This window comes from Pigmentiphaga daeguensis (assembly GCF_039523035.1).
GTDB classification, from domain to species: domain Bacteria; phylum Pseudomonadota; class Gammaproteobacteria; order Burkholderiales; family Burkholderiaceae_B; genus Pigmentiphaga; species Pigmentiphaga daeguensis.
Genome location: NZ_BAAAEN010000006.1, coordinates 105,852 through 131,458, shown reverse-complemented (window position 1 = coordinate 131,458; position 25,607 = coordinate 105,852). Strand labels below are relative to the sequence as shown.

25 protein-coding genes are annotated in these 25,607 nt (G+C 69.8%); 14 read left to right on the top strand and 11 right to left on the bottom strand.

Features of this window, described 5'->3' with window-relative positions:
- Positions 1 to 70 precede the first annotated feature (70 nt).
- Positions 71 to 2,329, top strand: a complete 2,259-nt coding sequence (locus ABD104_RS10365; protein WP_343927469.1) for a sensor histidine kinase — start codon at positions 71 to 73, stop codon at positions 2,327 to 2,329.
- The gene (locus tag ABD104_RS10360) at positions 2,326 to 2,952 is read left to right on the top strand and encodes a response regulator (protein WP_087838075.1); all 627 of its coding nucleotides are present in this window, start codon (positions 2,326 to 2,328) and stop codon (positions 2,950 to 2,952) included. Before ABD104_RS10365 ends, ABD104_RS10360 begins: the two co-directional genes overlap by 4 nt.
- Before the next feature lie 10 nt (positions 2,953 to 2,962).
- Here the strand turns inward: ABD104_RS10360 and ABD104_RS10355 are convergent, their stop codons facing one another.
- Positions 2,963 to 3,799 (bottom strand): NAD(P)-dependent oxidoreductase, encoded by an 837-nt coding sequence (locus tag ABD104_RS10355; RefSeq protein WP_176400685.1) that lies wholly within the window; start codon positions 3,797 to 3,799, stop codon positions 2,963 to 2,965.
- 113 nt (positions 3,800 to 3,912) lie between these two features.
- Between ABD104_RS10355 and ABD104_RS10350 the strand changes: the two genes are divergently transcribed.
- The 3 genes from ABD104_RS10350 to ABD104_RS10340 all read left to right on the top strand — a co-directional run bounded on the left by ABD104_RS10350 (position 3,913) and on the right by ABD104_RS10340 (position 6,125).
- Positions 3,913 to 4,413: an acyl-CoA thioesterase gene (locus ABD104_RS10350; protein ID WP_087838073.1), complete on the top strand. Its 501-nt coding sequence runs from the start codon at positions 3,913 to 3,915 to the stop codon at positions 4,411 to 4,413.
- A gap of 86 nt (positions 4,414 to 4,499) precedes the next feature.
- A complete protein-coding gene (locus ABD104_RS10345) occupies positions 4,500 to 5,450 on the top strand; it encodes an aldo/keto reductase (RefSeq protein WP_343927468.1) in 951 nt (316 codons plus the stop codon).
- Positions 5,451 to 5,564: 114 nt separating this feature from the next.
- Positions 5,565 to 6,125, top strand: coding sequence for a hypothetical protein (locus ABD104_RS10340; protein ID WP_343927467.1), 561 nt, complete (start codon positions 5,565 to 5,567; stop codon positions 6,123 to 6,125).
- Here the strand turns inward: ABD104_RS10340 and ABD104_RS10335 are convergent.
- Complete coding sequence (locus tag ABD104_RS10335) at positions 6,100 to 7,335, bottom strand: PepSY-associated TM helix domain-containing protein (RefSeq protein ID WP_130357884.1); 1,236 nt, start codon at positions 7,333 to 7,335, stop codon at positions 6,100 to 6,102. The two genes, ABD104_RS10340 and ABD104_RS10335, sit on opposite strands and share 26 nt — an antisense overlap.
- 107 nt (positions 7,336 to 7,442) lie before the next feature.
- Entirely contained in the window at positions 7,443 to 8,645 is a 1,203-nt protein-coding gene (locus ABD104_RS10330; protein WP_343927466.1) for a 3-hydroxybenzoate 6-monooxygenase, read from the bottom strand.
- Between the two features lie 111 nt (positions 8,646 to 8,756).
- On the opposite strand from ABD104_RS10330, the gene ABD104_RS10325 reads away from it, so the two are divergent.
- Positions 8,757 to 9,704: a LysR family transcriptional regulator gene (locus ABD104_RS10325; RefSeq protein WP_087838069.1), complete on the top strand. Its 948-nt coding sequence runs from the start codon at positions 8,757 to 8,759 to the stop codon at positions 9,702 to 9,704.
- Here ABD104_RS10325 and ABD104_RS10320 read toward each other — a convergent pair.
- Positions 9,658 to 9,972 (bottom strand): 2Fe-2S iron-sulfur cluster-binding protein, encoded by a 315-nt coding sequence (locus ABD104_RS10320; protein ID WP_087838068.1) that lies wholly within the window; start codon positions 9,970 to 9,972, stop codon positions 9,658 to 9,660. The genes ABD104_RS10325 and ABD104_RS10320 overlap by 47 nt on opposite strands.
- A 188-nt stretch (positions 9,973 to 10,160) precedes the next feature.
- Between ABD104_RS10320 and ABD104_RS10315 the strand changes: the two genes are divergently transcribed.
- Positions 10,161 to 11,861 (top strand): hybrid sensor histidine kinase/response regulator, encoded by a 1,701-nt coding sequence (locus ABD104_RS10315; RefSeq protein ID WP_087838067.1) that lies wholly within the window; start codon positions 10,161 to 10,163, stop codon positions 11,859 to 11,861.
- On the opposite strand, the gene ABD104_RS10310 is transcribed toward ABD104_RS10315, so the two are convergent.
- Genes ABD104_RS10310 through ABD104_RS10290 form a run of 5 tightly spaced genes read right to left on the bottom strand, consistent with a single transcriptional unit; the run spans position 11,858 to position 16,961 of the window.
- Positions 11,858 to 13,090, bottom strand: a complete 1,233-nt coding sequence (locus ABD104_RS10310) for a cystathionine gamma-synthase family protein (protein WP_087838066.1) — start codon at positions 13,088 to 13,090, stop codon at positions 11,858 to 11,860. The genes ABD104_RS10315 and ABD104_RS10310 overlap by 4 nt on opposite strands.
- A gap of 33 nt (positions 13,091 to 13,123) precedes the next feature.
- Positions 13,124 to 14,083: a LysR family transcriptional regulator gene (locus tag ABD104_RS10305; protein WP_279817936.1), complete on the bottom strand. Its 960-nt coding sequence runs from the start codon at positions 14,081 to 14,083 to the stop codon at positions 13,124 to 13,126.
- A 36-nt stretch (positions 14,084 to 14,119) separates the two neighbouring features.
- Positions 14,120 to 14,896: a maleate cis-trans isomerase family protein gene (locus ABD104_RS10300; RefSeq protein ID WP_243724476.1), complete on the bottom strand. Its 777-nt coding sequence runs from the start codon at positions 14,894 to 14,896 to the stop codon at positions 14,120 to 14,122.
- A gap of 25 nt (positions 14,897 to 14,921) precedes the next feature.
- Positions 14,922 to 15,899, bottom strand: a complete 978-nt coding sequence (locus ABD104_RS10295; RefSeq protein WP_087838063.1) for a Bug family tripartite tricarboxylate transporter substrate binding protein — start codon at positions 15,897 to 15,899, stop codon at positions 14,922 to 14,924.
- A gap of 24 nt (positions 15,900 to 15,923) precedes the next feature.
- Positions 15,924 to 16,961 (bottom strand): glutamate cyclase domain-containing protein, encoded by a 1,038-nt coding sequence (locus ABD104_RS10290; protein WP_343927465.1) that lies wholly within the window; start codon positions 16,959 to 16,961, stop codon positions 15,924 to 15,926.
- 162 nt (positions 16,962 to 17,123) lie between these two features.
- Here ABD104_RS10290 and ABD104_RS10285 point away from each other — a divergent pair, with 162 nt between their 5' ends.
- The 6 genes from ABD104_RS10285 (at position 17,124) to ABD104_RS10260 (ending at position 23,148) form a co-directional block, all read left to right on the top strand.
- Positions 17,124 to 18,065 (top strand): LysR substrate-binding domain-containing protein, encoded by a 942-nt coding sequence (locus ABD104_RS10285; RefSeq protein WP_176400684.1) that lies wholly within the window; start codon positions 17,124 to 17,126, stop codon positions 18,063 to 18,065.
- A gap of 78 nt (positions 18,066 to 18,143) precedes the next feature.
- Entirely contained in the window at positions 18,144 to 19,112 is a 969-nt protein-coding gene (locus tag ABD104_RS10280) for a Bug family tripartite tricarboxylate transporter substrate binding protein (RefSeq protein ID WP_279817941.1), read from the top strand.
- A 44-nt stretch (positions 19,113 to 19,156) separates the two neighbouring features.
- A complete protein-coding gene (locus ABD104_RS10275) occupies positions 19,157 to 19,828 on the top strand; it encodes a dienelactone hydrolase family protein (RefSeq protein WP_279817943.1) in 672 nt (223 codons plus the stop codon).
- The gene (locus tag ABD104_RS10270; RefSeq protein ID WP_132979526.1) at positions 19,825 to 21,153 is read left to right on the top strand and encodes a M28 family metallopeptidase; all 1,329 of its coding nucleotides are present in this window, start codon (positions 19,825 to 19,827) and stop codon (positions 21,151 to 21,153) included. The genes ABD104_RS10275 and ABD104_RS10270 overlap by 4 nt, the downstream gene beginning before the upstream one ends.
- Complete coding sequence (locus ABD104_RS10265) at positions 21,150 to 22,397, top strand: NAD(P)/FAD-dependent oxidoreductase (RefSeq protein WP_343927464.1); 1,248 nt, start codon at positions 21,150 to 21,152, stop codon at positions 22,395 to 22,397. Before ABD104_RS10270 ends, ABD104_RS10265 begins: the two co-directional genes overlap by 4 nt.
- A gap of 13 nt (positions 22,398 to 22,410) precedes the next feature.
- Positions 22,411 to 23,148 carry a sulfite exporter TauE/SafE family protein gene (locus tag ABD104_RS10260; RefSeq protein WP_343927463.1) on the top strand — a complete coding sequence of 246 codons (738 nt, stop codon included), beginning with the start codon at positions 22,411 to 22,413 and terminating at the stop codon, positions 23,146 to 23,148.
- On the opposite strand, the gene ABD104_RS10255 is transcribed toward ABD104_RS10260, so the two are convergent.
- Positions 23,129 to 24,406 carry an SAM-dependent methyltransferase gene (locus ABD104_RS10255; RefSeq protein ID WP_279817946.1) on the bottom strand — a complete coding sequence of 426 codons (1,278 nt, stop codon included), beginning with the start codon at positions 24,404 to 24,406 and terminating at the stop codon, positions 23,129 to 23,131. The genes ABD104_RS10260 and ABD104_RS10255 overlap by 20 nt on opposite strands.
- A gap of 113 nt (positions 24,407 to 24,519) precedes the next feature.
- On the opposite strand from ABD104_RS10255, the gene ABD104_RS10250 reads away from it, so the two are divergent.
- Positions 24,520 to 25,203, top strand: coding sequence for a Crp/Fnr family transcriptional regulator (locus ABD104_RS10250; protein ID WP_087838054.1), 684 nt, complete (start codon positions 24,520 to 24,522; stop codon positions 25,201 to 25,203).
- Here the strand turns inward: ABD104_RS10250 and ABD104_RS10245 are convergent.
- The gene (locus tag ABD104_RS10245) at positions 25,185 to 25,607 is read right to left on the bottom strand and encodes a RidA family protein (protein WP_087838053.1); all 423 of its coding nucleotides are present in this window, start codon (positions 25,605 to 25,607) and stop codon (positions 25,185 to 25,187) included. The two genes, ABD104_RS10250 and ABD104_RS10245, sit on opposite strands and share 19 nt — an antisense overlap.

Below are 25,607 nucleotides of genomic sequence, written 5' to 3'. Positions count from 1 at the left end.
TGGCCGGGGTCTTTCTTCATCATCAGCGTGCCGCCCCCGTTCGCGTCCCGATTGCCGCTGGAATCCCGACATGCCCATCAATTCGTTCCTGGCCGTGCCTGCCCGCATCCTGCTGGCGGTGCTGGCGCTGTGCGCGGCCGCCGCCGCGGCGGCCACCTGGGGGGCGTTGCAGACGCCCTGGCTGGGCATCGCATTCACTGTCGACGAAGCCGGCAGCGTGCGCGCGCGCGGACTGTCCGGCGGCCCCGCCCATGGCCTGGAGGAAGGCGCGTCGCGCCTGGCGCTTTCGCGTCCCGGAGAGCGCACCGGCCTGGACGTGGAGCCCGACGACCTGATCGAAGAGCCCGACTTCTTCGACGAATACGCGCGCATGAACAGGTTCTTCGACCGGCAGGCAAAATTCCGCGCGCTGCTGGACGGGCCCGTGCGGGCCGAGTGGACACGGGTCGATGGTTCGCGCGCGGCCGAGGTCTGGACGCCCGCGACCCGGCCGCTGGGATCGCTGCCGGCGACGTTCTGGTTCCAGCTCGTCGTCAGCTTCGCCGGGTGCCTGATCGCATGCTGGGTCTGGGCCTTGCGGCCGACGGACCTGGGCGCGGGCATGTTCGCGCTGACCGGCCTGGCCTTCCCCGCCTTCGCGGTGCCCGCGGCGGTCTATAGCAGCCGCGAACTGGCGCTGGGCGGGGAACTGTTCCACGCGCTGTCCGCCGCCAACCACGCCGGCGCCTTCATGTTCGGGTGCGCGCTGCTGGCGGTGTTCCTGTGTTATCCGAGGCGGCTGGTGCCGGTGGGGGCGCTGTGGGCGCTGCCCGTGGTGTACGGGGCCTGGTGGCTGGCCGACACGATGCAGTGGCTGCCCAGCCAGAACTGGACCCGCATGGGCATCATGTCCGAGATGCTGGGCGCGATCGCGCTGGCCGGCGTGCAATGGAGAATGAGCCGGGGCCGTCCGCTGGATCGGGCCGCGCTGCGCTGGCTGGCACTGTCCATGCTGGTGGGCAGCGGCCTGTTCGTCTTCTCGACGACGGGATCCAAGGTGCTGGGCTTCTTTCCGCCCATCTCCCAGGGCTACGCCTTCGGCTACTTCCTGATCATCTACGTCGGGCTCGCGTTCGGCCTGCGCCGGTACCGGCTGTTCGACCTGGACCGCTGGGCCTACCGGATCCTGCTGTGGCTGGCCGGGGCGCTGGCGGTGGTGCTGATGGACGCGGCGCTGATCGTCTGGCTGCGCTGGAACCCGGCGTTCTCGATGGGCGTGTCGCTGCTGCTGTGCGGCTGGCTGTACTTCCCGTTCCGACAGTGGCTGTGGCGCCGGCTGACCGGCGCCCGGGGCGCGCGGGTCGACTCCACTTTCCCCGAGCTGATCCGCATTGCCTTCTCGCCCTCGCGAGGGGAACAGGAGCGCCGGTGGGACGCGCTGCTCGGGCAGTTGTTCGATCCGCTGGACATTCGCCGCCTTGCGCATGCCGAGGCCGAGGACCCCCGTTCGGCCACCCTGCTGGAGTCGGGGCAGGCGCTGTGGGTGCCGTCCTGCGGCGGCCTGGAGGCGCGGGTGCTGCGCCTGGCCGATCGCGGCCGCAGGCTGTTCGCGCCGCACGACGTCGAGCTGGCGGCATCGCTGTCCAGCCTGGTGCAGAAGGCGGGCGAGGGGCGCGATTCCTACGAGCGGGGCGTGCGCGAAGAACGCCATCGCATCGCGCAGGACATGCACGACGACATCGGCGCGCGGCTGCTGATGCTGATCCACCAGGCGTCGCGCGCGGGCGACGGCGTGGCGGCCGATGTCGCGCGCGCGGCGATGAGCGACCTGCGCACCACGCTGTCGGCCCTGGAGGGCCACAGCCAGCCGCTGGCCGATGCACTGGCCGATTGGCGCGCCGAGATGGCCACCCGCTGCGACGCGGCGGGCGTGGATTTCGTCTGGAACGAGTTCGTGCCGGCCATGCCGCTGCCCGACATGCAGTCGGCCCTGCCGGCCCGGATGAAGGCCACCCTGGAACGCGCCCTGCGCGAGGGCCTGTCCAACGCGCTCAAGCATGGCGGTCCCACCCGTATCGAGGTGGAGGTGCGAGCGGGCAACGGCCGGCTGGACATCGTCATGGTGGACGATGGCATGCGCGGCTCCGGCCGCAGCGCGCCCGTTGCGGGGCCGGCCAGCATCGGCCTGGGCCTGGCCGGCATGCGGCGGCGCCTGGCCGAGTACCAGGGGGTGGTCGGGCTCGAACGCGGCGAGGACGGCTGTATCCTGAGGATCTGCCTGCCGCTGGGGCCCGGGAATTCAGCCGTGGCGTCCGTGGAGCCGGCGGCGCCGGCGGAGGTGCGGGCATGAACGACATCCTGATCGTCGAAGACCTGCCGGAAGCGGCGGCCATGCTGAGCGAGGCCGTGGCGCTGGCCTTTCCGGAAGCGCGCGTGCGCTGCGGCCAGGACCTGGCGCAGGCGGGCGCGGCCATCGCCGAGCGGGTGCCGGACCTGGCCCTGGTGGACCTGGGACTGCCCGACGGCGATGGCACGGAACTCATCGCCACCCTGACGCTGCGGCATCCGCGCTGCACCGTGGTGGTGTCCAGCATCACGGGCGAGGACAGCAAGCTGTTCGCCGCCTTGCAGGCCGGCGCGCAGGGCTATGTGCTGAAGGAACATCCGCCGGCCCAGCTCGCGGCCATGCTGACCGGCATCGCCCAGGGCCAGCCGCCGCTGTCGCCCGCCATCGCGCGCCGGCTGCTGGATCATTTCCGCTTGAGGCCGTCCACGGTCATCAGCCCGCTGTCGGCCCGGGAGAACGAAGTGCTGGTGCTGCTGGCGCGTGGCCTGCGGCTGGGCGAGATCGCCACCGCGCTGGGCATCTCGCGCCATACCGTGGGCGACCACGTCAAGCACATCTACGAGAAGCTCAACATTGCCTCGCGCGCCGAGGCGGCGCTGCGCGCCAAGTCCTTCGGCCTGGTCTGAAGCCGGCGGGTCAGCGCCGCAGCCGGTCCAGCGCCTCGTCCATGGCGGGCGGCCGGGGCGCATCCTTGTAGACGTCCAGCCGCCGGAAGATGTCCGCGGCCGCGAGGTGAAAGCCCGAAGGCAGCCCGGAGGCATGGAAAGTGGACGCGATTTCCTCCATCTCGCCCACCCAGCGCCAGGCCTTCTCGGCCTTCTGCGCGACCTCTTCCGACCGTGCCGGGGTCTGCGGGCTGGACCGCTGCCATTCGGCCAGCAGGGCCGGCTCGACGCCTTCGTGGCGGGCCAGCGCGCGTATGCCGGCCAGCAGCGCGGTGGCGCCCTTGCTCCAGGCGGCATAGCAGATCTTCAGCGCCGAAGCGCTGCCGGCGGGGGAGTCCAGCGCGATGGCTTCGAGCGCGCTGCCTTCGAACAGCGCAGCGATGTCCGAAGCGCCGTCGCCGGCCAGGTAGAGACGGGTGCTGCCGGCCGCGCGCGGCGGCTGGCCGATGATGCCGCCGTCCACGAAGCGCGCGCCGCCGGCGCGCACGGCTTCCTCGATCTGCCGGAGGGTGGCCGGCGAGACCGCGTTGGCGTCGACGAAGACGCCGCCGTACCGGTGCCGCGCGACCTCGCGCGCCAGGTCGAGCGCGTTGTCCGGCGGGCAGACCGAGATGGCGATGTCGGCGGCGCGCAGGGCGTCGGCCAGGGAGCCTGCGTCTTCCAGACCGGCCTGGCGCGCCCGCGCGGCCGTGGCGGCGCTGCGCCCGGCGGAACACCAGAGCACGCGGTGGCCGGTGGAGACCAGGCAGGCGCCGATGGCCGCGCCCATGGCGCCGGGATGCAGGAGGGCGAGGGTGGGGCTGGGCATGATGACGTCTCCCGGAGGCGGATGATGGCGGAGGTCCATGTTAACGCCGCCGCGCGGGCCGCGTCCGCGCTGGCTACAATGGCGCTGCTTCATATTCGCGCAGAAGGTTCGCCATGAACGATTCCCAGCACAAGCTTTCCATGACGATCCTGATGACGCCCGACATGGCGAATTTCTCGGGCAACGTCCATGGCGGCACCATCCTCAAGTATCTCGACCAGGTCGCCTATGCCTGCGCCAGCCGCTACGCCGGGCGCTACGTGGTCACGCTGTCGGTCGATCAGGTCGTGTTCCGCCAGCCCATCCACGTGGGCGAACTGGTCACCTTCTACGCGGCGGTCAACTACACCGGGCGCACGTCCATGGAGATCGGCATCAAGGTGGTGACGGAAGATATCCGCAGCAAGACCGTGCGCCACGCCAACAGCTGCTATTTCACGATGGTCGCGGTGGGCGACGACGGCGTGCCGGTACCGGTGCCCCCGCTCGAACCGCAGGACGAGGAAGAGCGCCAGCGCTGCGAGGCGGCGCTGCTGCGGCGCGAGCTGCGGCAGGAAATGGAAAGGCGGCATCAACTGATCAAGGAACGCACCACGCAGGCGGGCGGCGCGTGAACTAGCTCATGCGTGGCGGCTATTTGGTCGGGAGGCCGGAATCTCCTACTATTTTCGATTCCGTTTCCCTTCCGCACGAGGCAGCCATGACCTATCGACCGCTCGGCACCACCGGCCTGCAGGTATTCCCCATTGCCTTCGGCGGCAACGTATTCGGCTGGACCCTGGACGAGGCCGCGTCGTTCGGCATCCTGGATGCGCTGGCCGACCGGGGCATGAACTTCATCGATACCGCCGACGCCTATTCGCGCTGGGTACCCGGCAACCAGGGCGGCGAATCGGAAACCATCATCGGCAACTGGTTCAAGCGCAGCGGCAAGCGCGATCGCGTGATCCTGGCCACCAAGGTGGGCAAGCCCGCGCTGGACAATCCGGGCGGGCTGTCGGCCGCGTACATAGAAAAGGCGGTGGAAGGTTCGCTGCGCCGCCTGCGGACCGACTACATCGATCTGTACCAGGCCCATGACGACGATGCGGCGACGCCGCTGGAGGAAAGCCTGGCGGCCTTCGACCGGCTGGTGAAGGCCGGCAAGGTCCGCGCGATCGGTGCGTCCAACTACACCGCCGCCCGCTTCCAGGAGGCCCTGGACGTGAGCCGTGCCAACGGTTTTGCCGCCTATGCCACGCTGCAGCCCGAGTACAACCTGATCGAGCGCCAGGCGTTCGAGACGGAACTGGCGCCGGTGGCGCTGCGCAATCAGGTGGCCGTCATCAACTATTACGCGCTGGCCAGCGGTTTCCTGAGCGGCAAGTATCGCACCGCCGCCGACCTCGAAGGCAAGGCGCGCGGCAGCCGGGTGGGCACGTACCTGAACGAGCGCGGCCTGCGCATCCTGGAGGCCCTGGACCAGGTGGCCCAGCGGCATGGCTCGACCCCGGCGGCCGTGGCGCTGGCCTGGCTGCTGCACCAGCCCGCGGTCACGGCGCCCATCGCCAGCGCCACCTCGGCCGCCCAGCTCGATTCGCTGCAGGCTGCCGCCACGCTGGCACTGGACGCGGAATCGCTGGACCTGCTTTCGAAGGCTAGCGCCTACTAGCGGTAAAAACCTTGGCCGGCGTGGCTGCGCCGGCCAGTGTGTTGCACATTGTTTGCAGTGGGATGGATCGCTCTTCCGTAGACTCGCCCCAAGCTTGTCTCTGCGAGCACTTCCATGACCGAACTTACCGGCGAGCTGTCCGAGCGCCGCGCGGCGGGGCTGCTGTGCGACCTGGGGCGCGTGATCCAGTCAGCCGTGGAGGACTACGACCTCTCGCCGGACGGCAACGTCCGGTACGTGGAGGCCGATGTACCCGACCATCCGCTGCTGGTGGCCGGCTCCGCCGACCATGTCTGCGCGCTGATCGACTCCGCCATCGCCTGCATCGCCAGCCGTCCCGGCATTAACCGGCGCATCGTGGTCGGCGCGCGGCTGGACCTGGATCGCGTGCAGTTGCGGGTCGGCCATGGCAACGGCGCCAGCGGCCACACCTCCGTGCCGGTCTCGCTGGACGAGCTCCAGCCCTGGGGGCCGACGCGGGTCCGCGCCTCGTTCGCCAAGGAACGGGCGCGCATGCTGCGGCTGCTGGATGTGCTGGACGCGACGCTGGTGATAGGCGTGGACGTCACCCTGGATGCGGCCGTCCTGTCCATCGCCTTTCCCGCCATCGGTGGCGGGCTTCGCCGCCGGCGACCCTACCCTGTGGCCGTCAAGACAGGCCAGGCAAGTTCGTAGCCGCGGCGGGCCGCATGCGGGCCTGCGCCGCCCTGGCCGAGGCCATCCGGCCCTTGCGTTTCTTCGCCCAGATCACGACGCCCGTCACGCTCAGGATGGCCACCGACAGTCCCAGCAGCGACACGAAGATGCGTCCGGGAATGCCCAGAATGCGGCCGGAATGCAGCGGGAACTGGGCCTGCATGAACACGTCCCCGGCGCTGCCGGTGCCCGGGATGTGCTTGCCCAGCAGCGCTCCGTTCTTTTCGTCGAAGTAGAGCCAGCTGTTGCCGAGCCCGCCGTCGCCGTGGTCGTTGCCGGGTTCGTAGAAACCTACGCCATAGATGCCTTGCAGCGCGCCGTAGAACACGGCGCCGGCCGGTTCGGCGATGCCCAGGCGGCCGGCCTCGGCCCTGCCCAGCTCGACGATCCGCGTCCGGGTCAGCGTCGGCATGATGGGCTGGTCCAGCGGGCGCAGGGGGCGGGTCTCGAACGGCGTGGGCGTCAGCGGCGAGATCTGGTTGACCACCGGACGCACGACCTCGTTGCCCAGGTTGAGCGAGATCGAGGTCACCGCCAGCAGGAGCAGCAGCGCCCACAGCCAGACGCCGCCGGAGCGATGCACGTCGAAATTGAGCGCGTAGCCGCCCTTGCCGACGCGGAACGCGAACGATTTGCGCCAGGCGCGCCACGAGGGGAAGGACAGGTAGAGCGCGACGAAGCAGTCCAGGAACCAGGCGATGCTGACCAGCCCCATGAACCACATACCCAGTTCCACGCCCTTCACGTCGGGCAGGTGCATGGTGTAGTGCAGCTTGTACAGGAAAGGCAGCAGGTTCTCGCGGCTGAGCGAGATCGCACCCCATTCGCGCCGGCCCTGGACGTCGCCGGTGACCGGATCCAGCGCGACCTGGTTGAAGTCCAGCGGGAAGGCCTTGCCGGTGGCCGGGTCGATGCGGCCGGTGACGGAGACCAGCAGGGCGTGGCCGGGCTCGACCTCCAGCGGGCTGAAGGTGACCATCAGGCGCGGATCCTCGGCTTCCAGCCTGGCGATCAGGGTCTCGACCGGCAGCGGCTCGCCCTGCGTGGCGGGCTCGAACAGCTGCGGGTTCAGCCACGCGTCGAGCTCGTGGTCCCACGAGATGAAGGCGCCGGTCAGCCCGGCGATGAACAGGAAGGCCGCGACGCCCAGGCCCAACCAGCGGTGCAGCAGGACTCCGAATTTGCGCAACATGAGGCTAAGGTCGCGCCTGTGGAGAGGCCGCGATTCCCGGAATGTTGAAATTCCGGGAATGATAACGCGAATTAGTATTATTTGATGTATCGGCGGCCGGTCGGTTACACCAAGGGTTTCAGGCAGGTCTCCACGCGCCAGCCGTACAGCCACTGCATCGCGTCGTAGTACTGATCCTGGGTGCGGCCCACCCACAGCGAGTTGCGCACCAGGCGCTCGACGCCCTTGGCGTGGTAGAGCGTGCCCATGGCGCGGGTGGACAGCACCACGCGCGCGGTGCGGGTGATGCGGGAGTTCTCGTACAGCCGGAACGCCGCTTCCAGGTCGCCGCGGGCATGGCGCACCGCCGCGCCCAGCGTGGCGGCATCTTCCAGTGCCATGCAGGCGCCCTGTGCCAGGTACTGGGTCATGGGATGGGCGGCGTCGCCCAGCACCGTGGCGCGGCCCAGGCCCCAGCGCGGCTGCGGGTCGCGGTCGGCGGTGGCCCAGCGCTTCCAGGACGTGGGACGGTGCAGCATCTGGTGCGGACGGGGATGGATGCCCTCGAAGTAGGACAGCACTTCCTCCTTGCTGCCCTCGCGCACGCCCCAGACCTCGGGCTCGCGGCTGTGGAAGGTGACCACCAGGTTGTACTGGTGTCCGTTGCGCAGCGGATAGTGCACCAGGTGGCAGTTCGGGCCGGCCCACACCACCGGGGCGTTGATCTTGAGGTCGTCGGGCATGTCGGCCTCGTCCACCACGGCGCGGTAGACCACGTGGCCGGTCACCCGGGCCTCGTCGCCGATCAGCGTGTCGCGTATCACCGACTTCACGCCGTCGGCGCCCACCACCGCGTCGGCCGTGTGGCGGCCGCCCTGGTCGTCCACCACCGTGGCCTGGCCGTCGCCCAGTTCCAGGGCCTGCACGCGGGTGGAGGTCTTGAAGCGGATCAGCGGATGGGTCTGTACCGCTTCCAGGATCGACAGATGGATGTCGGCGCGGTGGATGACGGCGTAGGGATTGCCGAAGCGCGCGCGGAATGCCTCGCCCACGTCGAAGCCGCCGACCTCGGTGGCGTCGACCGCGTCCATCATGATCAGGCGCTCGGTGAAGACTGCGCGGCGCCGCGCGGCCTCGCCCACGCCCAGCGCGTCCAGCGCGGCGAAGGCGTTGGGGCCGAGCTGGATGCCGGCGCCGATCTCGCCTATGGTCGGGCTCTGCTCCAGCAGTTCGACCGACACGCCTTCCCTGGCCAGGGCCAGCGCGGCGGCCAGGCCGCCTATGCCGCCGCCCACCACGATGGCGGTCGCTTGGGTTCCGGTACTCATGGTGTCTCCTCGCGTGAAATCTGGCGCCATGTTAGTAAGCGGGTGCGCTTGACTCCATGGAGCGGTATCGATACGCTGGATCGAATTTATCGATATGGATCAATAAGAAAATTGGAGAATATCGATACGAAGCTGCTGCGCGTGTTCGACGAGATCCGCCGCACCGGCAGCGTCTCGGCCGCTGCCGAGCGCATGGGCATGAGCCAGTCGACGATGAGTTTTTTCCTGGCGAAACTGCGCGAACTGTTCGACGATCCGCTGTTCGTGCGCACCACCTCGGGCATGGAGCCCACGGCGCGCGCGCTGGAACTCGAAGGCCGCGTGGCCGCCGCGCTGGCCGCGATGCAGGCGCTGCTCGAGCCTGCCGTCTTCCTGCCGGCGGCCTCCGATCGCGTCTTCCGCCTGTGCATGACGGACATCAGCCACATCGTGCTGCTGCCGCGCATCGTCAACCGCCTGCGCGACGTGGCGCCCGCCGTGCGCATCGAGATCTTCCGTATCGGGCCCGACACCCCGGCGCGCATGGAAAGCGGCGAAGCCGACCTGTCCATAGGCTTCATGCCGCAGCTGGATGCCGGCTTCTACCGCCAGCGGCTGTTCGAGCAGGACTTCGTGTGCGTGGCGGGACCGCGCCATCCGCGCATCGGCCGCACCTTCACGCGTGCCGATTTCGCCCGCGAAGGCCACGTCGACGTCTCGCCCTCGACCACCAGCCAGTTGATCGTGGAGCAGGCCATCCGCCGTGCCGGGCTGGAGCGGCAGGTGGTGCTGCGGCTGCCCAGCTACCTGGGCCTGGCGGCAATCATCGCGCAGACCGACTTCGTCGCCACGGTGCCGAGCCTCCTGGGCGGGATCGTGGCGCGGCAGGAAGGGCTGCGCGTGCACGCGCCCCCCATTCCGATCGAGCGCTATGCGGTCAATCAGTACTGGCACGCGCGCTTCCACCGCGATCCCGGCCACGCCTGGCTGCGCCAGACCCTGGCCGAGCTGTTCATGGATACGGGCGTGGGCGTCAGCCCGCCGCGTCGGCGGTCTTCTCGGCGTGCGGGTTCACCATGACGATGGGCGAGGTGGCCACCGCCACGCAGGGCAGGATGAAGCCTTCCTGCTTTTCCTGCGCGCTCAGGCCCGGCCATTCGACCAGATAGCGGACGCTGCCGCTTTCCATGCGCGAAAAACAGGTCCGGCAGGTGCCGTTGCGGCAGATGGTGGGCAGCCGTATCCCGGCGCGCCGCGCGGCCTGGAACAGGCTCTCGTCCTCGCCGGCGGCGAAGGTCCATTGCTGCGGATCGAGGGTGACGGAATGGGTATCGGTGGGAGCGTTCACGGCGGATGGCGCAGGGCGGGGCGAGGCCCGATGGGCGGGATGCTAGCATCCCCGGCGCGGCCCGGCCGCCGGGCCGCGCCGGACTCACAAGGGTCATGCCTTGAAACACATGCTCCCCGAGGAGGCCACGCGCGCACGGGTACACTTCGCCATCGATGGCCAACCAGCGGATGGGAGCAACGACGCGTATGCAGCCGTGGGATATCGCGTCCTACAGGTTCCGGGGCCAGCGCCGCCTGGACGACCAGGCCGCCGCTGACGCCTTGCGGCGCAGCGAGGACCGCTACCGGCAATTGTTCGAATCCATCGACCAGGGATTCTGCGTCCTGCAGATGATCTTCGACAACGGCAAGCCGGTCGATTATCGCTTCCTTGAGATCAATCCCGCCTTCGAGGCCCACACCGGCCTGCGCCATGCGCTGGGCAAGCGCATGCGGGAGCTGTCTCCCGACCACGAGGAACACTGGTACCAGATCTATGGCGACGTCGCGCTGACCGGCCAGCCGGCGCGCTTCGAACATCATGCCGAAACGCTGGAGCGCTGGTTCGACGTCTATGCGTTCCGCCTGGGGGAACCCGACGAGGCGACCGTCGCCGTGCTGTTCAGCGACATCACCGAGCGCTACGTCATGGAAGCACAGCGCGAGCAGTTGCTGGAGGCCGAGCGCGCCGCCCGGCACGACGCCGAGGCCGCCACCCGCATGAAGGACGAATTCCTGGCCACGCTGTCGCACGAACTGCGCACGCCGCTGTCGGTCATCATCGGCTGGAGCCAGCTGCTGCTCAAGCGGGCGCCCGACAACGAGCAATTGCGCAAGGGCCTCTCGACCATATTGCAAAGCGCCCGCACCCAGGCCACGCTGATTTCCGACATGCTCGACATGAGCGCGATCTTCCTGGGCAAGATCAAGCTCGACCTGGAACCCCTGGATGGCTTCGAGCAGGTTGCGCGGGTCGTGCAGTCCAGCGAGCCGTCCATGCAGAGCAAGGGGATACGGCTGGAATTCCAGCACAGCTTCGAGGTTTGCCTGGTCCTGGCGGACCCCGCGCGATTGCAACAAATCTTTTGGAACCTGCTGTCCAACGCGATCAAGTTCACGCCGCCCAACGGCCGGATCAGCATCGCGGCTCGCCGTACCGATACGCGGTTCGAGATCTCGGTGGCCGACAGCGGCGTGGGCATCGAGCCCGATTTCCTGCCCCACCTGTTCGACCGCTTCCGCCAGGCCGACGGTTCGACCTCGCGGCGCTACGGCGGCCTGGGGCTGGGCCTGTCCATCGTCAAGCAGCTGGTGGAAATGCACGGCGGCGAAGTGTGGGCCGAGAGCGAGGGCATGAACCGCGGCGCCTGCTTCACGGTCAGCCTGCCCGTGTACCGGTCGCCGCTCATCGCTTCCGAGACCGGCGACATCCAGGGCGAGAAGGGGGACCTGCTGCATGCCGACAGCCTGGCGGGCCAGCTCATCCTGGCCGTGGAGGACCAGCCGGACATGCTGGAGTACCTGACCCACCTGCTGCGCGAGTACGGCGCCGAGGTCACGGGCGTGACCTCGGCCTACGCCGCGCTCGAGGAACTGGCCGAGCGCGGGGCCGGTTTCTATTCCGCGCTGGTGGCCGACATAGGCATGCCGGGCATGGATGGCTATCAGTTGATCGAGTCGGTGCGCAAGGGCATGGGCCTGGACGGCGCGGCCTTGCGCGCGGTGGCGGTGACCGCCCTGGCGCGCGAGGATGACCGCAGGCGGGCGCTCGCAAGCGGTTTCCAGGCCCACGTGACCAAGCCCTACCGGGCCGCGACGCTGATCGCGGCGATACGCGGCGTGAACGAAGACGCCGCGGGCCAGCGGCCCGTTCCCGGCGAGCCTCCTTTTAGCGGGACCAGGCCCTAGACGGCGTCGCAGGCCTGGGCGAAGTCGCCCAGCAGGTCCTCGGGATCCTCGATGCCGACCGAAACGCGTATCAGCGAATCGGCGATGTCCATCTCCCGCCGCCGCTCGGGGCCCATTTCCCAATAGATGGTCTGTGCCACCGGGATGGCCAGCGTGCGGTTGTCGCCCAGGTGGGTGGCCGAGATGACCACGCGCAACTGGTTCTGGAAATGCACCGGATCGATTCCGTCCAGCAGCTCGAAGGCCAGCAAGGCGCCGCCGCGCTTGAAGAGGGCGCGCGCGCGCTCGTGCTGCGGGTGGTCGGGCAGGCTGGGGTGATAGACGCGCTTGACCTTGGGATGGGCGGCCAGTTGCGCGGCCAGCGCGGCGGCGGTCGAGCAGGCGCGCTCCATGCGCAGGCTGAGGGTCTCGGCGCCGGCCGCGATGCGGTGGGCGGCCTCCGAACCCAGGGTGGCGCCCATGTCGCGCAGGCCCTTCTTCTTGATCTGCTGCAGGCCCTGCATGGCCGGCTTGGTGTTGCGGTACGACGGGCTGATGTTGGGATAGGCGGTCCAGTCGAACAGCCCGGTGTCCGTGACCGCGCCGCCCAGCGCGTTGCCGTGGCCGCAGATGTACTTGGTGAGCGAGTTGATGCTCAGGTCGGCCTGGACCGCCTTGGGACGGAACAGGTAGGGCGAGGTCATGGTGTTGTCGACCACGTACAGCACGCCGCGGGCCTTGCACAGCACGCCGATCTCGGCCAGCGCGGCCACCTGCGTGCGGGGATTGGCGATGGTCTCGACGAACACCAGGCGGGTGTTGGGGCGCAGCGCCCGCTCGACGTTGGCGGCGTCGGTGGCATCGACGAAGTCGATTTCCACGCCCAGCCCCTTCATCGTCGCGAACAGGCTGTTGGTATTGCCGAACAGGAAGCCGCTGGAGACCACGTGGTCGCCTTCGCGCAGCAGAGTGGTCAGCACCGCGGCGATGGCGGCCATGCCGGTCGAGAAGGAGACGGTGCCGATGCCGTCCTCCATCTCGGTGATCTTGGCCTCGAGCGCGGCGGTGGTGGGGTTGCCCTGGCGGCCGTACGAGTATCCCGGATTGCGGCCCTGGAACACGTCGACCAGGGTTTGCGCGTCGCCATAGCCGAAGGCGGAGGCGGTGTGCATGGGTTTGTGCAGGGCGCCATGCTCGACCGAGCCGCGGCGGTCGCTATGCAGGATGCGGGTGGTGAAGCCTTCGGACATGATCTGGACTGGGACTATCTAGGGAGGGGGCCGTCATTTTAATCCTTGCCCGTCACGCGGCGGGCGGCGCGCAGGGATCCCGGCGCCCAGTTGCCCCAGCTTCTCCTGCACCACCTGCCCGAGCGCCCGGGTAAGCGCGGCGGCGGCATCCGGCCGGGGCACGTTGCGGCGGTAAACGGCCGAGAAGTCCAGCGATATCGTAGGGGTGAAGGGGCGGATGGCGACCTTGGGCGTGTGGTGGCCGATGACGGCGATGGGATCGATGACCGCGATCCCTATCCCGCGGCTCACATAGCCGATCACCGAGGACGAGTGCATGGTCTCGACGCGGATGTTGGGCCGTACCCCGGCCGCCAGCATCGCATTGTTGAGCTGGATGCGCTGGCGGCTCGCCTGGCCCAGCGCGACGAAGTCCTGGCCGTCGAGATCGTTGACCGTGACCCGTTTCTTGCGCGCGAGAGGATGGGCGGCAGGCATGACGCAGACCGCCTGGGTCGAGGGAAAGGGGTCGTGTTCCAGTCCGCTCGGATCGGGCGGCAGCGTGCCGAACACGATGTCCAGCTGCGCGTGGAGCAGCATGGAAACGAGGTTGATCGAGCTGTCGGGATGGACGGAAACGACGACGTCGGGGTGGTGCCGCAGCAGCAGGCCGATGGCCTCGGGCAGGCAATGCGAGGCGAGGTTCGGCATCGTCCCCACGTGCAGATAGCCGGCCGTCGACAGCCGGATCGCGCGCGCGGCCTCGCGGATCCGGTCGGCGCCCGAGAAGTGCCGTTCCACCTCGCTGTACAGCCGGACCGCCGCTTCGGTCGCAATGATCTGTATGCCCTGGCGCTGGAACAGCACCAGCCTGAGCTCGTGCTCGAGATCGTGGATCAGCCGCGAGACCGCGGGCTGCGAAATGGACATCGCGTGGCCGGCGGCCGTCATGCTGCCGGTCAGCATGACGGCGCGGAATGCTTCGAGCTGGCGGAAGTTCAGCGGGCGTGCCAAGGTGGCGATGCGGTTATCGATGCTCGGACGCGCCGATCATACTTCGAAGGCCGAATCGTCGATAGGCGCGAGGCACGATTCGAGCAGCCTTCCATGGCCCCCGATCGCATCGTTCAGCCCCAGGCGCCGCAGGCATGCCCAGAAGCAGGCCTGGTTGCTGGTGATGACGGGCTTGCCCAGGTCGCGTTCCAGGGCCGCCACCACGCCCAGCGAAGCCAGGTTGGTGCAGGAAATGAACACGGCGTCCGCCTCGGGGCGGTCGGCCAGGCGGGCCAGCCGGTAGAGGGCCTCGGGAGGGACCCGGCCGATGCCGCGGCGTTCCTCCTGCGTCTCTCCCAGTTCCAGGCCGTGCAGCGAGGCCACGCGGAAGCCGTACTCCTCCAGGAATTCCCGCTCGCGCCGGTTGACGAATTCCACGTAGGGCGTGGCCACGGCCACGTTGCGCACGCCCAGCGCCCGCAGCGCGGCGACCACGGCCCCCGAGGCGGCCAGCGCCGGCGCGCCTGCCCGCTGGCGTATGTCCGCCACGATCTCGGACATGGGGCACATGAACGACCCGGAGGTGCAGCCGTAGGCGACGATGTCGACCTCGGCCGTGGCCAGCTGGTCCGCAGCCGTCCGGGTCGCTTCGGCCATGGCGACGTAGGATTCCTGGGTCATGCTGCCCAGCAGCATGGCCCGGGCCGTGAACACTCCCACGCCCTCGGGCGCCATGCGCCAGAACTCGGGTTCGTTGATGGTGTTGGTGGATGGGACGATCAGGCCGATCTTCGCCTTCCAGCCATAGGGCGCGTACAGGGAAACGGCCTTCATGGACATGCTCCTTCTGGTTTCCGGGTCATTCGAGCCGTATCCCCATGCGGCGGATCAGATCTCCGTATTTCTTCTCCTCGGCCACCAGGGTCTGGCCCAGTTCGGCGGGCGTGCTGCCGACCACCTGCGCGCCGGCGTCCTCGAGGCGCTTGCGGACCTCCGGCAGGTTCAGTGCCGCGACGATCTCGCGATTGAGCTGGTCGATGCGGGCGGCAGGGGTGCCGGCGGGCGCCAGCACGGCGCCCCAGGACTCCGCGCGGAATCCGGGATAGCCGGCCTCGGCCACCGTGGGGATGTCCGGATACTTCGGGAGCCGTTCGGCGCCGGCGGCCAGGATCTTGAGGTTGCCCGCGGCCACGTGCGGCTGCACCGCGCCCAGCGTATCGAACACGATCTGCGTGCGGCCCGCGATGAGGTCCATGTGCGCCGCCGCGCTGCCCTTGTAGGGAACGTGGGTCATCTTGAGCCCGGCCAGGTCGGCGAACCACTGGCCGAAGACGTGGACGTTGCTGCCGTTGCCGGCCGAGGCGAAGGCGAGCTGGTTCGGCCGGGCGCGCACGTAGGCCACCAGTTCCGGCACGTTGTTCACCGGCAGCGAGGGCGAGGCCACCAGCACCATCGCGGTGCGCGTCGCCAGCGTGACGGGCGCGAAATCCTTGATGGGATCGAACGGCAGGTCGGGGATGAGGGCGCGGCCGAAGACGTGCGAGCTGACGACGTACACCAGCGTGTTGCCGTCGGGCGCGGCCTTGGCGACCTGGGCGGTGCCGATGGCGCCGTTGGCGCCCGGCTTGTTTTCCACCACCACGGGCTGGTGCAGCCGCGCGGCCAGGTGCTCGGACAACAGCCGCGCCGTGATGTCGGCCAGGCCGCCCGAGGCGTAGGGAACGACGATGCGCAGCGGCCGGCCGGAGGAGGCCGCGGGCGACTGGGCGTGGGCGGGGCCGAGCGCGCCCAGCGCGAGGGAAAGGCAGGCGGCGATGCGCCTGAACGAAGCGGACATGTCGGTTCTCCGAAGTAGGGAAATCTAGCGGTCGAGCGTGCCGTGGGACAGCCCGCGGTCGGGCGGCGCGATGTTGACGCGCACCATGTCGCGCAGAAGCTGGATGATCGCCATCGAGCTCTCGCCCTCGGTGCCGTCGACGATGAAGCGCGAGGTGCAATAGCGCATCTCCCAGCCACCCGCGTCCAGGCAGGCGCGCAGGACGTCGCGTTCGATGGCCGGCGTATGCAGGACGTCGAGCCGGCGGCACAGGAAGGCCAGCATGGCGCAGAGGCCGTAGGCGCCCCAGTTGGAGATCGAGGCCGGCAGGAAGATGTCGGTGGCGACCGTGGTGGGCACGCCCACTCCCCCTTCGTACTGGCAACGCCGGCCGTAGGGGTGGAAGGACTTCATGAAGTCGAAGATCCGGCCAAAGCCGATCTCGTTGCCGTTGTCGCCGATGCCGATGGACAGGATCCCGCGCCGCGCGGCCTGCATGAAGAGCGGCGAGAGGTCGACGCACTCCTGCGGCCGCACGCCCGTGGAATAGTGGATCAGCCCGTGCTCGTTGGGCCCCAGGCGTTCGATCGACACGATGGCCCGGGGCTGGCAGTCGTCCAGCAGCGCCGCGGCCCAGTCCGGTACTTCGTCCTGCCGTTCGGGCGAGGTGGACAGCGCCGCGCCCATCCGGCGGTCGCGGCACAGCGCGTAGTCGCGCACCATGATGCCCGCGGCCTGGCTGCTGGCCACGACCGGTGGGGCGTGGCAGGGTTCGGTCACGAACACCGGCACCGCCTGCAAGCCCCAGAACAGTGCATGGGCGAGGGCCGCCGCGCCGGGCGGGCCGTCGCTCTCGCCGTTGGGCGCCTCGGGCGCGTAGCCGGCGCCGGTCACGATCAGGACGCGGTCGCCGGGCCGCACGCGGTCGAACAGCGCCTGCGCGGCGCGCGCGCTGATCGGCCGTCCGCCGCCTTCGGCGCGCGCCCGGTCGTAGATCGGGCCGATGATGTTGTGGTTCATTGCGCGGTTGCGCATCTCGACCGTGACGAGGCGGTCGACGTACTCGCCGATGATGTCGGGCATCGGAGGCTCCCGGATGGCTCTGGATTAGACTGGAGCCATTCTGAGTCGTCTCGCGTCCGGGGGCATAATCGAATTCTCGGCGCGATCGATAAGCAAATGTTATGCGGCGCCGCGGCTGCGTTCGACGGCCCCGGGGCGGCTTTCCGGCTCGCGTCCTACACCATGAACATTCCTTCCATACCGGTCCTGCGCGCGTTCATCGAAGTCGCCCGCTGCAACAGCTTCACCCGCGCGGCCGATACGCTGTGCCTGACCCAGAGCGCCGTCAGCAAGCAGGTTCAGGCGCTGGAAGAGCAACTGGGCTGCCGGCTGTTCGTGCGTTCGGGAAAGCTGCTGGCGCTGACGCCCGCCGGCCACGCCTATCTTGCGCACGCCGGCGATGCGCTGGCCATGCTGCAGGAGGGCAGGGCGATCGCGCAGGAGGTAGCCGGGGAAAAGGCGCCCGCCACCGCGGTGGAGATATCCGCGTCCCCGGCCTTCGCGTCGTACTGGCTCATTCCCCGCCTGCCGGGATTCCGCGAGCGTGCGCCCGGCACGCGCCTGGCGGTCCGCCCGCGCCTGCCGGATTTCTCGCCGGTGACCGAGCGCTTCGACGTCGAGGTCCGGGTCGGCGCCGGACGATGGCCCGATGCCCGGGCGATCCGCCTGCTGGGGCGCGAAATGGCGCTGGTGGCCAGCCCCGATCTGCTGGGGGACACGCGCGCCACGCTGCGGCAGGTCCAGGCACTGCCCGCGCTGCACCGCGCGCAGCGGGGCTATGACTGGAGGGAATGGAGCGCGGCGGCGGCGCCCGCCTGGACGCCTCGCGCCGGCACCGGCCTGCTGTTCGAAGGGTTCTCGGTGCTGATCCCGGCGGTGGTGGCCGGGCTGGGCGTGGCGATATGCCCGCTGTTCCTGGTACTGGACCAGCTCGAAAGCGGCCGCCTGGTGCGGCCTCTGGGCGAATGCGTGCGGACGCGATACGCCTATCACGCCGTGCTGCCCACCGGCGCCGGGCATGGCGCCGCCCGGGACCGGTTCCTGGACTGGATGCTGCCCGAAGCCGAAGCGACGCAGATGCGCATACAGAAGCATCTGGATTTGGGGTATTCCATGGCGGAATGAGGGTCCCGAAGTTTTCGTTTGACCCTCCCTGGAGCGGAACTTAATGTGGCGCCTCTCATTCTTCCAGGCGTCCGTGACATGCGCGTCCTTTCCATTCTCCGTCTTTGCATCGCGGGCGCGGCTGGCGCCGTGGCTGCCGCCCCCGCCCTGGCCGATTCCTATCCCTCCAGGCCCATCGAGTTCGTCGTGCCCTACGCGCCCGGCGGCGCCTCGGACATCGTCGTCCGGGCGCTGGCCCCGCAACTCCAGAAGCAGCTGGGCGTATCGGTCGTCGTCATCAACCGCGCCGGCGCCAACACGGCAATCGCCGCCACGCAGCTGGCGCGATCCGCCCCGGACGGCTACACGATCATGCTGGCCGACGTGGCGCTGGTGCTCAACGCCGCGGTGCGCCAGACGTCGCCCGGCTACGACGTGGCCAAGGATTTCTCCACCATCGCCCAGGTGGGCTCCGCGCCGCTGGTGCTGTTCGTGCCGGCCTCGGGCGCGGCCGACCTGCCGTTGTTCCTCAAGCAGGCGCACGATCGCCCCGTGAACATCGCCAACGCCGGCCCCGGCTCGCTGGGCCACCTGGCGGCCGAACTGCTGCAGCTGCGCACCAAGACCACGCTGGTGAGCGTGCCGTATCGTGGATCGGGACCCGCCATGAACGAGACGATCGCCGGGCAGGTCGATGCCATCTTCACCAGCACCGCTTCCGGCATGCCGCTGGTCAAGAGCGGCCGCCTGCGGCCGCTGGCCGTCGCCTCGCCCGAGCCGTTGAAGGATTTTCCCGAGATTCCCACCTTCGACCGCCTCGGGGTGCAGGGCGTGCACGTCCTGAACTGGTGGGGCCTGATCGCGCCGGCGGGGCTGCCCGCCGACATCTCGGCCCGTATCGCGAAGGCGGTGACGGCGGCCATGCGCGATCCCGCCATCGTGGAACGCTTCGCGGCGCTGGGCATCTCGCCGTCGACGCGCGACGCGGCGGCCTTCGCCGGCCTGATGAGCAAGGAATTCGCCGCTTGGCGCGACGTGGCCACGCGGGCCGGTATCAAAGTGGATTGATGGACGGCACCAACAGGTGTTCGTGAGAACAAGGAGGATACAAGATGAGTGGTGAACGGATGCGCCTGACCGCGGCGGACGGTTTCGAATTCGACGGCTACGTGGCCCGGCCGGCGGGCACGCCCCGCGCCGGCGTCGTCATCCTGCCCGAGATCTTCGGCGTGAACAGCCACATACGCAGCGTGGCCGACCGCTATGCCGGATGGGGTTATCTCGCGATCGCGCCCAGTGTCTTCGACCGGGTGGAGCCCGGGCTGGACCTGGGCTACGGCGACGACGACGTCCGCAAGGGGCAGGCCCTGATGAAGCTGATCGACTGGAACGATGCGGTCAAGGACATCGAGGCCGCCGGCGCGTTCGCGGCCCAGGCGGGCAAGGTGGGCATCGTCGGCTTCTGCTGGGGCGGCACCGCGGCATGGGTGACGGCGGGGCGCGGCACGGGATTCGCGTGCGCGGTCTCGTACTACGGCAACGCCATTCCAACGGTGATCGAGCCGACGCCGCGCATCCCCATGATGCTGCATTGGGGCGAGCGCGATCACCTGGTGTCCAAGGAAAAAATGATGGAGCCGGGCCGGGCCGCGCCCGAGGTGGCCGTGCATTTCTATGCCACGGGGCATGGCTTCAACTGCGATCAGCGCGACCTCTACCACGCGGAATCGGCGGCCCTGGCACAGCAGCGTACGCTGAACTTCCTTGGCGAGCACCTGGCATGACGCGCGACGACATCGGCGCGCAGGCAGCCGAACAGGCGGCCTTCGACGAGGTCGCCGCGCGCCTTCGGCGGGACGAGGAGTTGTGGACCGATTTCCAGGCCCTGTGCCGGCATGGCGGACGCATGGCGGGTACCGCCAGCGAACGCGCCGCGCAGGATTGGTGCGAACAGCAATTGAGCGTTTTCGGAACGGTCGCGCGCGAGTCCACGCCTTACGCCGGGTGGCGGTGCGACCATGCGGTGCTGACGCGCCTGCCCGATGGCCGGCAACTGGAGGCCGTGCCGCTGCTGGGGACGGCGTTTACGCCGGAAGAGGGCATCGAACTGCCCGTGCTGGACCTGGGACGCGGAACGCCCGACATGATCACCGCCGCGGGCGACGCGGTGCGCGGGCACGCGGTGATGGTGCAGCACGAATACCCCTTTTCCACCCGGACGGTCCATCGCCGGGTCAAGCTGGCCGCGGCGCAGCAGGCGGGCGCCGCCGCGCTACTGGTCGTGCAGCCCGAGGCCGGAATAGGCCCGGTGTCGGGATCCTCGGGACGCGGGGGCGGGCCGGGCATCCCGGCCATGGGCATCTCGGCCGAGGCCGGGCTGGCGCTGCGGCAGCCCGGGGCGCGCGTCCGCCTGTGCATCGGCGGCGAAGACCTGCCGCAGGCGCGTACCGACACGCTGGTGCTCGACCTGCCGGCCGGGCAGGCCGCTCACCCGGACGAGCGCGTGGTGCTGTCCGCCCACATCGACGGCCATCCCCTGGCCGAGAGCGCCCTGGACAATGCGACCGGCGTGGCGGCGGCCATGGCGCTGGCCCGGGCGTTCGCGCCGCGGATGCACGTCATGCGCCGGGGCCTGACCGTGTGCCTGTTCAGCGCCGAGGAATGGGCGCTGAACGGCTCGCGCGAGTGGCTGGCGGCGCTGCCGCAAGCGCGGCGCGCGGCGATGGCGCTCAACGTCAATCTCGACTCGCTGGCGGGATCGCCGCGCCTGACCGCGCTGACGTCGGGCTTCGAACGGCTGGGCGGGTTCGCCCGGTCGGGGGCGTCGCTGGCCGGAGGCGACCTGGGCGTCCATCTGCCGCTCATGTCCAATAGCGACCACGCGAACTTCGCCGCCTGGGGCATTCCCGCGCTGCGCCTGATCGCCGGCTTCGACGAACCCGACAGCGCGCTGCGCCTGCTGCTGACGCCCGCCGATACGAGGGCGCTGGTGGACCAGGGCCATCTGCGCGGCGCCACGGTGCTGGCCGCGGGCGTGCTGTGGCGCGCGCTGCGCGCGGACAGCCTGGGCGGCTTACGCAACGAACCGGCGCCCGGAGGCGGCGCATGAGCGCATCGGTACGCGGTTCGATCGTGGTGCTGGGCGCGGGGCTGGTGGGCCTGGCTTGCGCCCATGCCCTGCAGCGCGACGGATACGACGTGACGGTCATCGATCGCGGCGGCGTGGGCGAGGGCGCGAGCTTCGGCAACGCCGCCCACATCGCCATCGCTTCCATCTTCCCGCAGGCCACGCCCGGCATACTGGGGCAGACGGTCCGGATGCTGCGCGATCCCCGGGGCCCGCTGATCGTGCGGCCCGGCTATGCCGCCCGGCATCTCCCGTGGTTCGCACGCTTCATCGCCCAGGGCACCGCCGAGCGCGCGCGCGTCGGGACCCATGCCACGGCCGCGATGCTGGCGCAGGCCTGGGAGGCCTGGCAGCCCGTGCTGGACGACATCGGCGGCAACGACCTGGTGCGCCGGTCCGGCGCCCTGCACGTGTTCGGGTCGCAGGCGGCGCTGCGCGCGGCACAGGGGGCCTACGAGCTGCGGCGCAGCCTGGGGGTCGCGTGCACGCCGCTCGACGTGGACGAGGCGCGGGCCATGGAGCCCGCGCTGACCGATCGCATCGGCGGCGCGATGTCGATACCGGGAATGGGATACGTCACCGATACACTGATGCTGGCCCGGCGCCTGGCCGCCCGGGTCGAGGCGCTGGGCGGGCGCATCGTGCGCGCCCAGGCCACCGGCATCGATGCCGGTGGCGTGCTGACCCGGGACGGGCGCCTGCGCGCCGACCGCGTGGTGCTGGCCGCCGGCGCCTGGTCCCACCGGCTGGCGCGGGGGCTGGGCGTGGACATTCCGCTGGTGGCCGAGCGCGGCTATCACGTCATGCTGGCGCCGGGCAGCAGTCCGCTGCGCATGCCGGTGCTGATGGTGGAACGCAAGGTCGCGCTGACGCCCATGGCGGCGGGCATCCGGATGGCGAGCGTCGCGGAATTCACGCACGCCGATGCTCCGGCCGATCACGTGCGCGCGGCGCCGGTGTTCGACGGACTCGAACGCTTCGTCCAGGGAGTGGATGCCGAACCGGTATCGAAATGGGTGGGGCCGCGCCCTTCCGTGCCCGACAGCCGTCCCATCCTGGGGACGGCCCCGGCCGCGCCCCACGTCCTGCTGGCCTACGGCCATGGCCATCTGGGCGTGACGCTGGCCGCGCTGACCGGACGCATCATCGCCGACGTGGCGAGCGGCCGCGACCCGCGCGTGGACATGCGCGCCGTCGCGCCGCTGCGCAGCCTGCGCCTCAGGTGATCCGGGGGGATACATGTCGGAACTGCTGCTGTTGGCGGCCGCCTTCGGCGCGGGCATGCTCAACGCCGCGGCGGGCGGGGGAAGCTTCCTCACGCTCCCGGCCCTGGTCTCCGTGGGCATGCCCGCGGCGGTTGCCAACGCCACCGGCACGCTGGCGCTGCTGCCCGGCTATGTGACCGGCGCCTGGGCGCTGCGGCGCGACATCGCGCGGTCGGAATCCGGCTCGCTCGCGGGCCTGTCGGGCATCGCGCTGGCGGGCGGGAGCGCGGGGGCGCTGCTGTTGCTGTGGACCTCGGGTGCCGTCTTCCGGAACGTGGCGCCCTGGCTGCTGCTGTTCGCCACCGCCCTGTTCCTGTGCGCGCCCATCATGCTGAGGGCGGCGCGCGGGCGGATGTTGTCTCCCAGGGCGGCCGCGGCGGGCCTCTTTGCCGTCAGCCTCTATGGCGGCTACTTCAACGGCGGCGTGGGCATCATGCTGCTGGCTTTGCTCGGGATGTCCAAGCGCGGCGATTTCAGCGCCCTCAATGGGCTCAAGAACCTGCTGTCCGGCGTGCTGACCGTGGTGGCCGTCGTGGTCTACGTGGCCGGCGGGCTCGTGGAATGGCGCGAGGCGGGCGTGATGGCCGTGGGCGCGACGATGGGCGGATTCGCGGGCGCACGGCTGGCGCGCCGCGTGCCCGCCGTCGTGATGCGGGCCGTCGTGGTGCTGGTGGGCGTGTCGATGAGCGTCTTCATGTTCCTGAAGGCGTGAGGCCCGGCAGGACCGCGCGCGCCTCGGCTTCCCGCAGCCGGGCTTCCCGCTCGCCCACGTAGTCCCGCGTCAGCGGCACGCTTTCCTGGCGCCTGGCCAGTTGCACCTGGAAGATGGCGATGTCCTGGTAGCGGAACGCCGTCTCCGACATCGACAGGTAGTACTCCCACATGCGGGCGAAGCGTTCGTCGTACAGCGCCACGGCCTCGGCCCGGCGCGCCAGGAAGCGCTCGCGCCAGATGCGCAGCGTGCTGGCGTAGTGCAGGCGCAGCACCTCGATGTCGGTGACGACCAGGCCCGAGCGTTCGATGGCGGGCGTGAATTCCGACAGCGACGGGATGTGGCCGCCGGGAAAGATGTACTTCTCTATCCACGGATTGTTGAAGTCCGGGACGTCGGAGTTGCCGATGAAATGCAACAGCATCACGCCGTCGTCCGTCAGCAGTTCGTGGCATTTGCGGAAGAAGGCGTCGTGATAGCCCACGCCCACGTGCTCGAACATGCCCACCGACACGACACGGTCGAAGCGGCCGGGCGTCGCGCGGTAGTCCTCCAGGCGGTAGTCGTAGGCCTGGGGATGGGCGGTGCGGGCGGCCAGTTCGCGCGCGCCCTTCAGTTGTTCCTCGGACAGCGTGATGCCGGTGGCGTGCCCGGCGCCGGCGACCTCGACCAGGTAGCGCGTCAGGCCGCCCCAGCCGCAGCCGATGTCGAGCACGCGGTGGCCGGGCTCGACCAGCAGCTTGGCCGCGATGTGGCGCTGCTTGGCCCGCTGGGCCGATTCCAGGTCTTGCCCGGGGTGCTCGAAATAGGCGCAGGAATACTGCCGCTGCTCGTCCAGGAACAGCGAGTACAGGCGGTCGTCCAGGTCGTAGTGGTGGGCGACGTTGGCGCGCGCGCGGCCCGGGCGGTTGTTCTGCAGGAAGCGCCGTATCGACATGCGCATCGCGTCCAGCACGCGCACCATGACGCCGGGCCGCACCGCGTCGGCATCGCGCAGCAGCAGTTCCAGCACGTCGTAGATGCTGCCTTCGTCGACCACCAGCCGCTGGTCCATGAACAGCTCGCCCAAGCGCAGGTCGGGGTCCATCAGCAGCGCCAGCACGGCGCGGGTGTCGGTGAAGCGGATGGCGGCGCGCGGCAAGGTGCCGTCGCCGAAGGCCAGGCGGCGGCCGTCGGGCAGGGTGACATCCAGCGTGCCGCGCCGGACCAGGTCTTCCAGGGTATTGGCAAGCAAGCGTTCCGCGTACGTTTGAAGCATCGTGGTTTCCGCGATGGGTCGACAGGACAGGGTGCTGCTACGCGGCCAGTGTAATGAATCCCCGGGGAACCGGGTGCGGTTGATTTTTCCGCGGGCGGCAAGAAGAATGCGCCATGGCATTGCCCCATACCGCCTTCTCGCTGTTGTTCGAGCGCCTGTCCGATACGCAGGCGCGGGCCGTGCTCGACCGCATGACGGCACGCGAACTGGCGCGCGGCCAGGGCCTGTTCGCGCAGGGGGATCCCAGCCCGCGCCTGTGGGTGATACGGGCGGGCCGGTTGCGCACCTATCATTTGGCGCCGTCGGGCGAGGAGTTCACGACCGCCGTCTGGACGTCCGGGCAGACCCTGGGGCTGCTGAGCACGCTGCTGGACCAGCCCCGCGCGATCTCGTGCGAGGCGCTGGAGCCGGCGTCGTTGCTGGCCATGGAGCGGGCAGACCTGCTTGCGCTGATGGAAGCCGTGCCTGTTTTCGCCATCAACGTGGCGCGCGTGGCCGCCATGCTGGCGACCCACAGCATCGCGCGAGCCGGCCCCAGGGTACTGGATTCGGCCACGGCGAAACTGGCGCGCATCCTGCATGATCTGGCGCTGGCCGATCCCGGCTACGACGGGCATGGCGCCGAGATAGCGGGCGTGACGCGCGCGGACCTGGCCAAGATGGCAGGCATCAGCCGCACCTGGGCCAGCCTGCGGCTGGCAGCCCTGGAGCGCGCGGGCCTGGTGCTGCGCAGGCGCGGCGGGCTGCGCGTGCCCGACGTGGCCAGGCTGGCCCGGCTTTATTCGGACGGGTACTGAGGCGGCAGCAGCGCCAGGCACTCGACCTCCAGCAGCAGGTCGGGTTTGGCCAGCGCGGCCACGCCCACCAGCGTGCTGGCCGGCGGCCGGTCCGCGTCCAGGTACGGTGCGCGCACGCGCCGTATGGTCGCCACCGCTTCCTCGGTCAGGTCGCGCACGAAGTAGTTGAGCTTGACCGCATAGGCCAGCGCCGAACCGGCGGCCTCGAGCGCCGTCGCCAGGTTCTCGAACACCTGCCGGGTCTGGGCGGCCAGGTCGCCCTTGCCGACGATGCTGCCGTCGGGCGCGTAGGCCACCTGGCCCGAGACGACGATCAGCCGGTCCACCGGGGCGATGGCGACGTGGGTGAAGCCGTTCGGGGCGGGCAGGCGGTCGGGATTGATGAACGAGACGTAGGGGTGCAT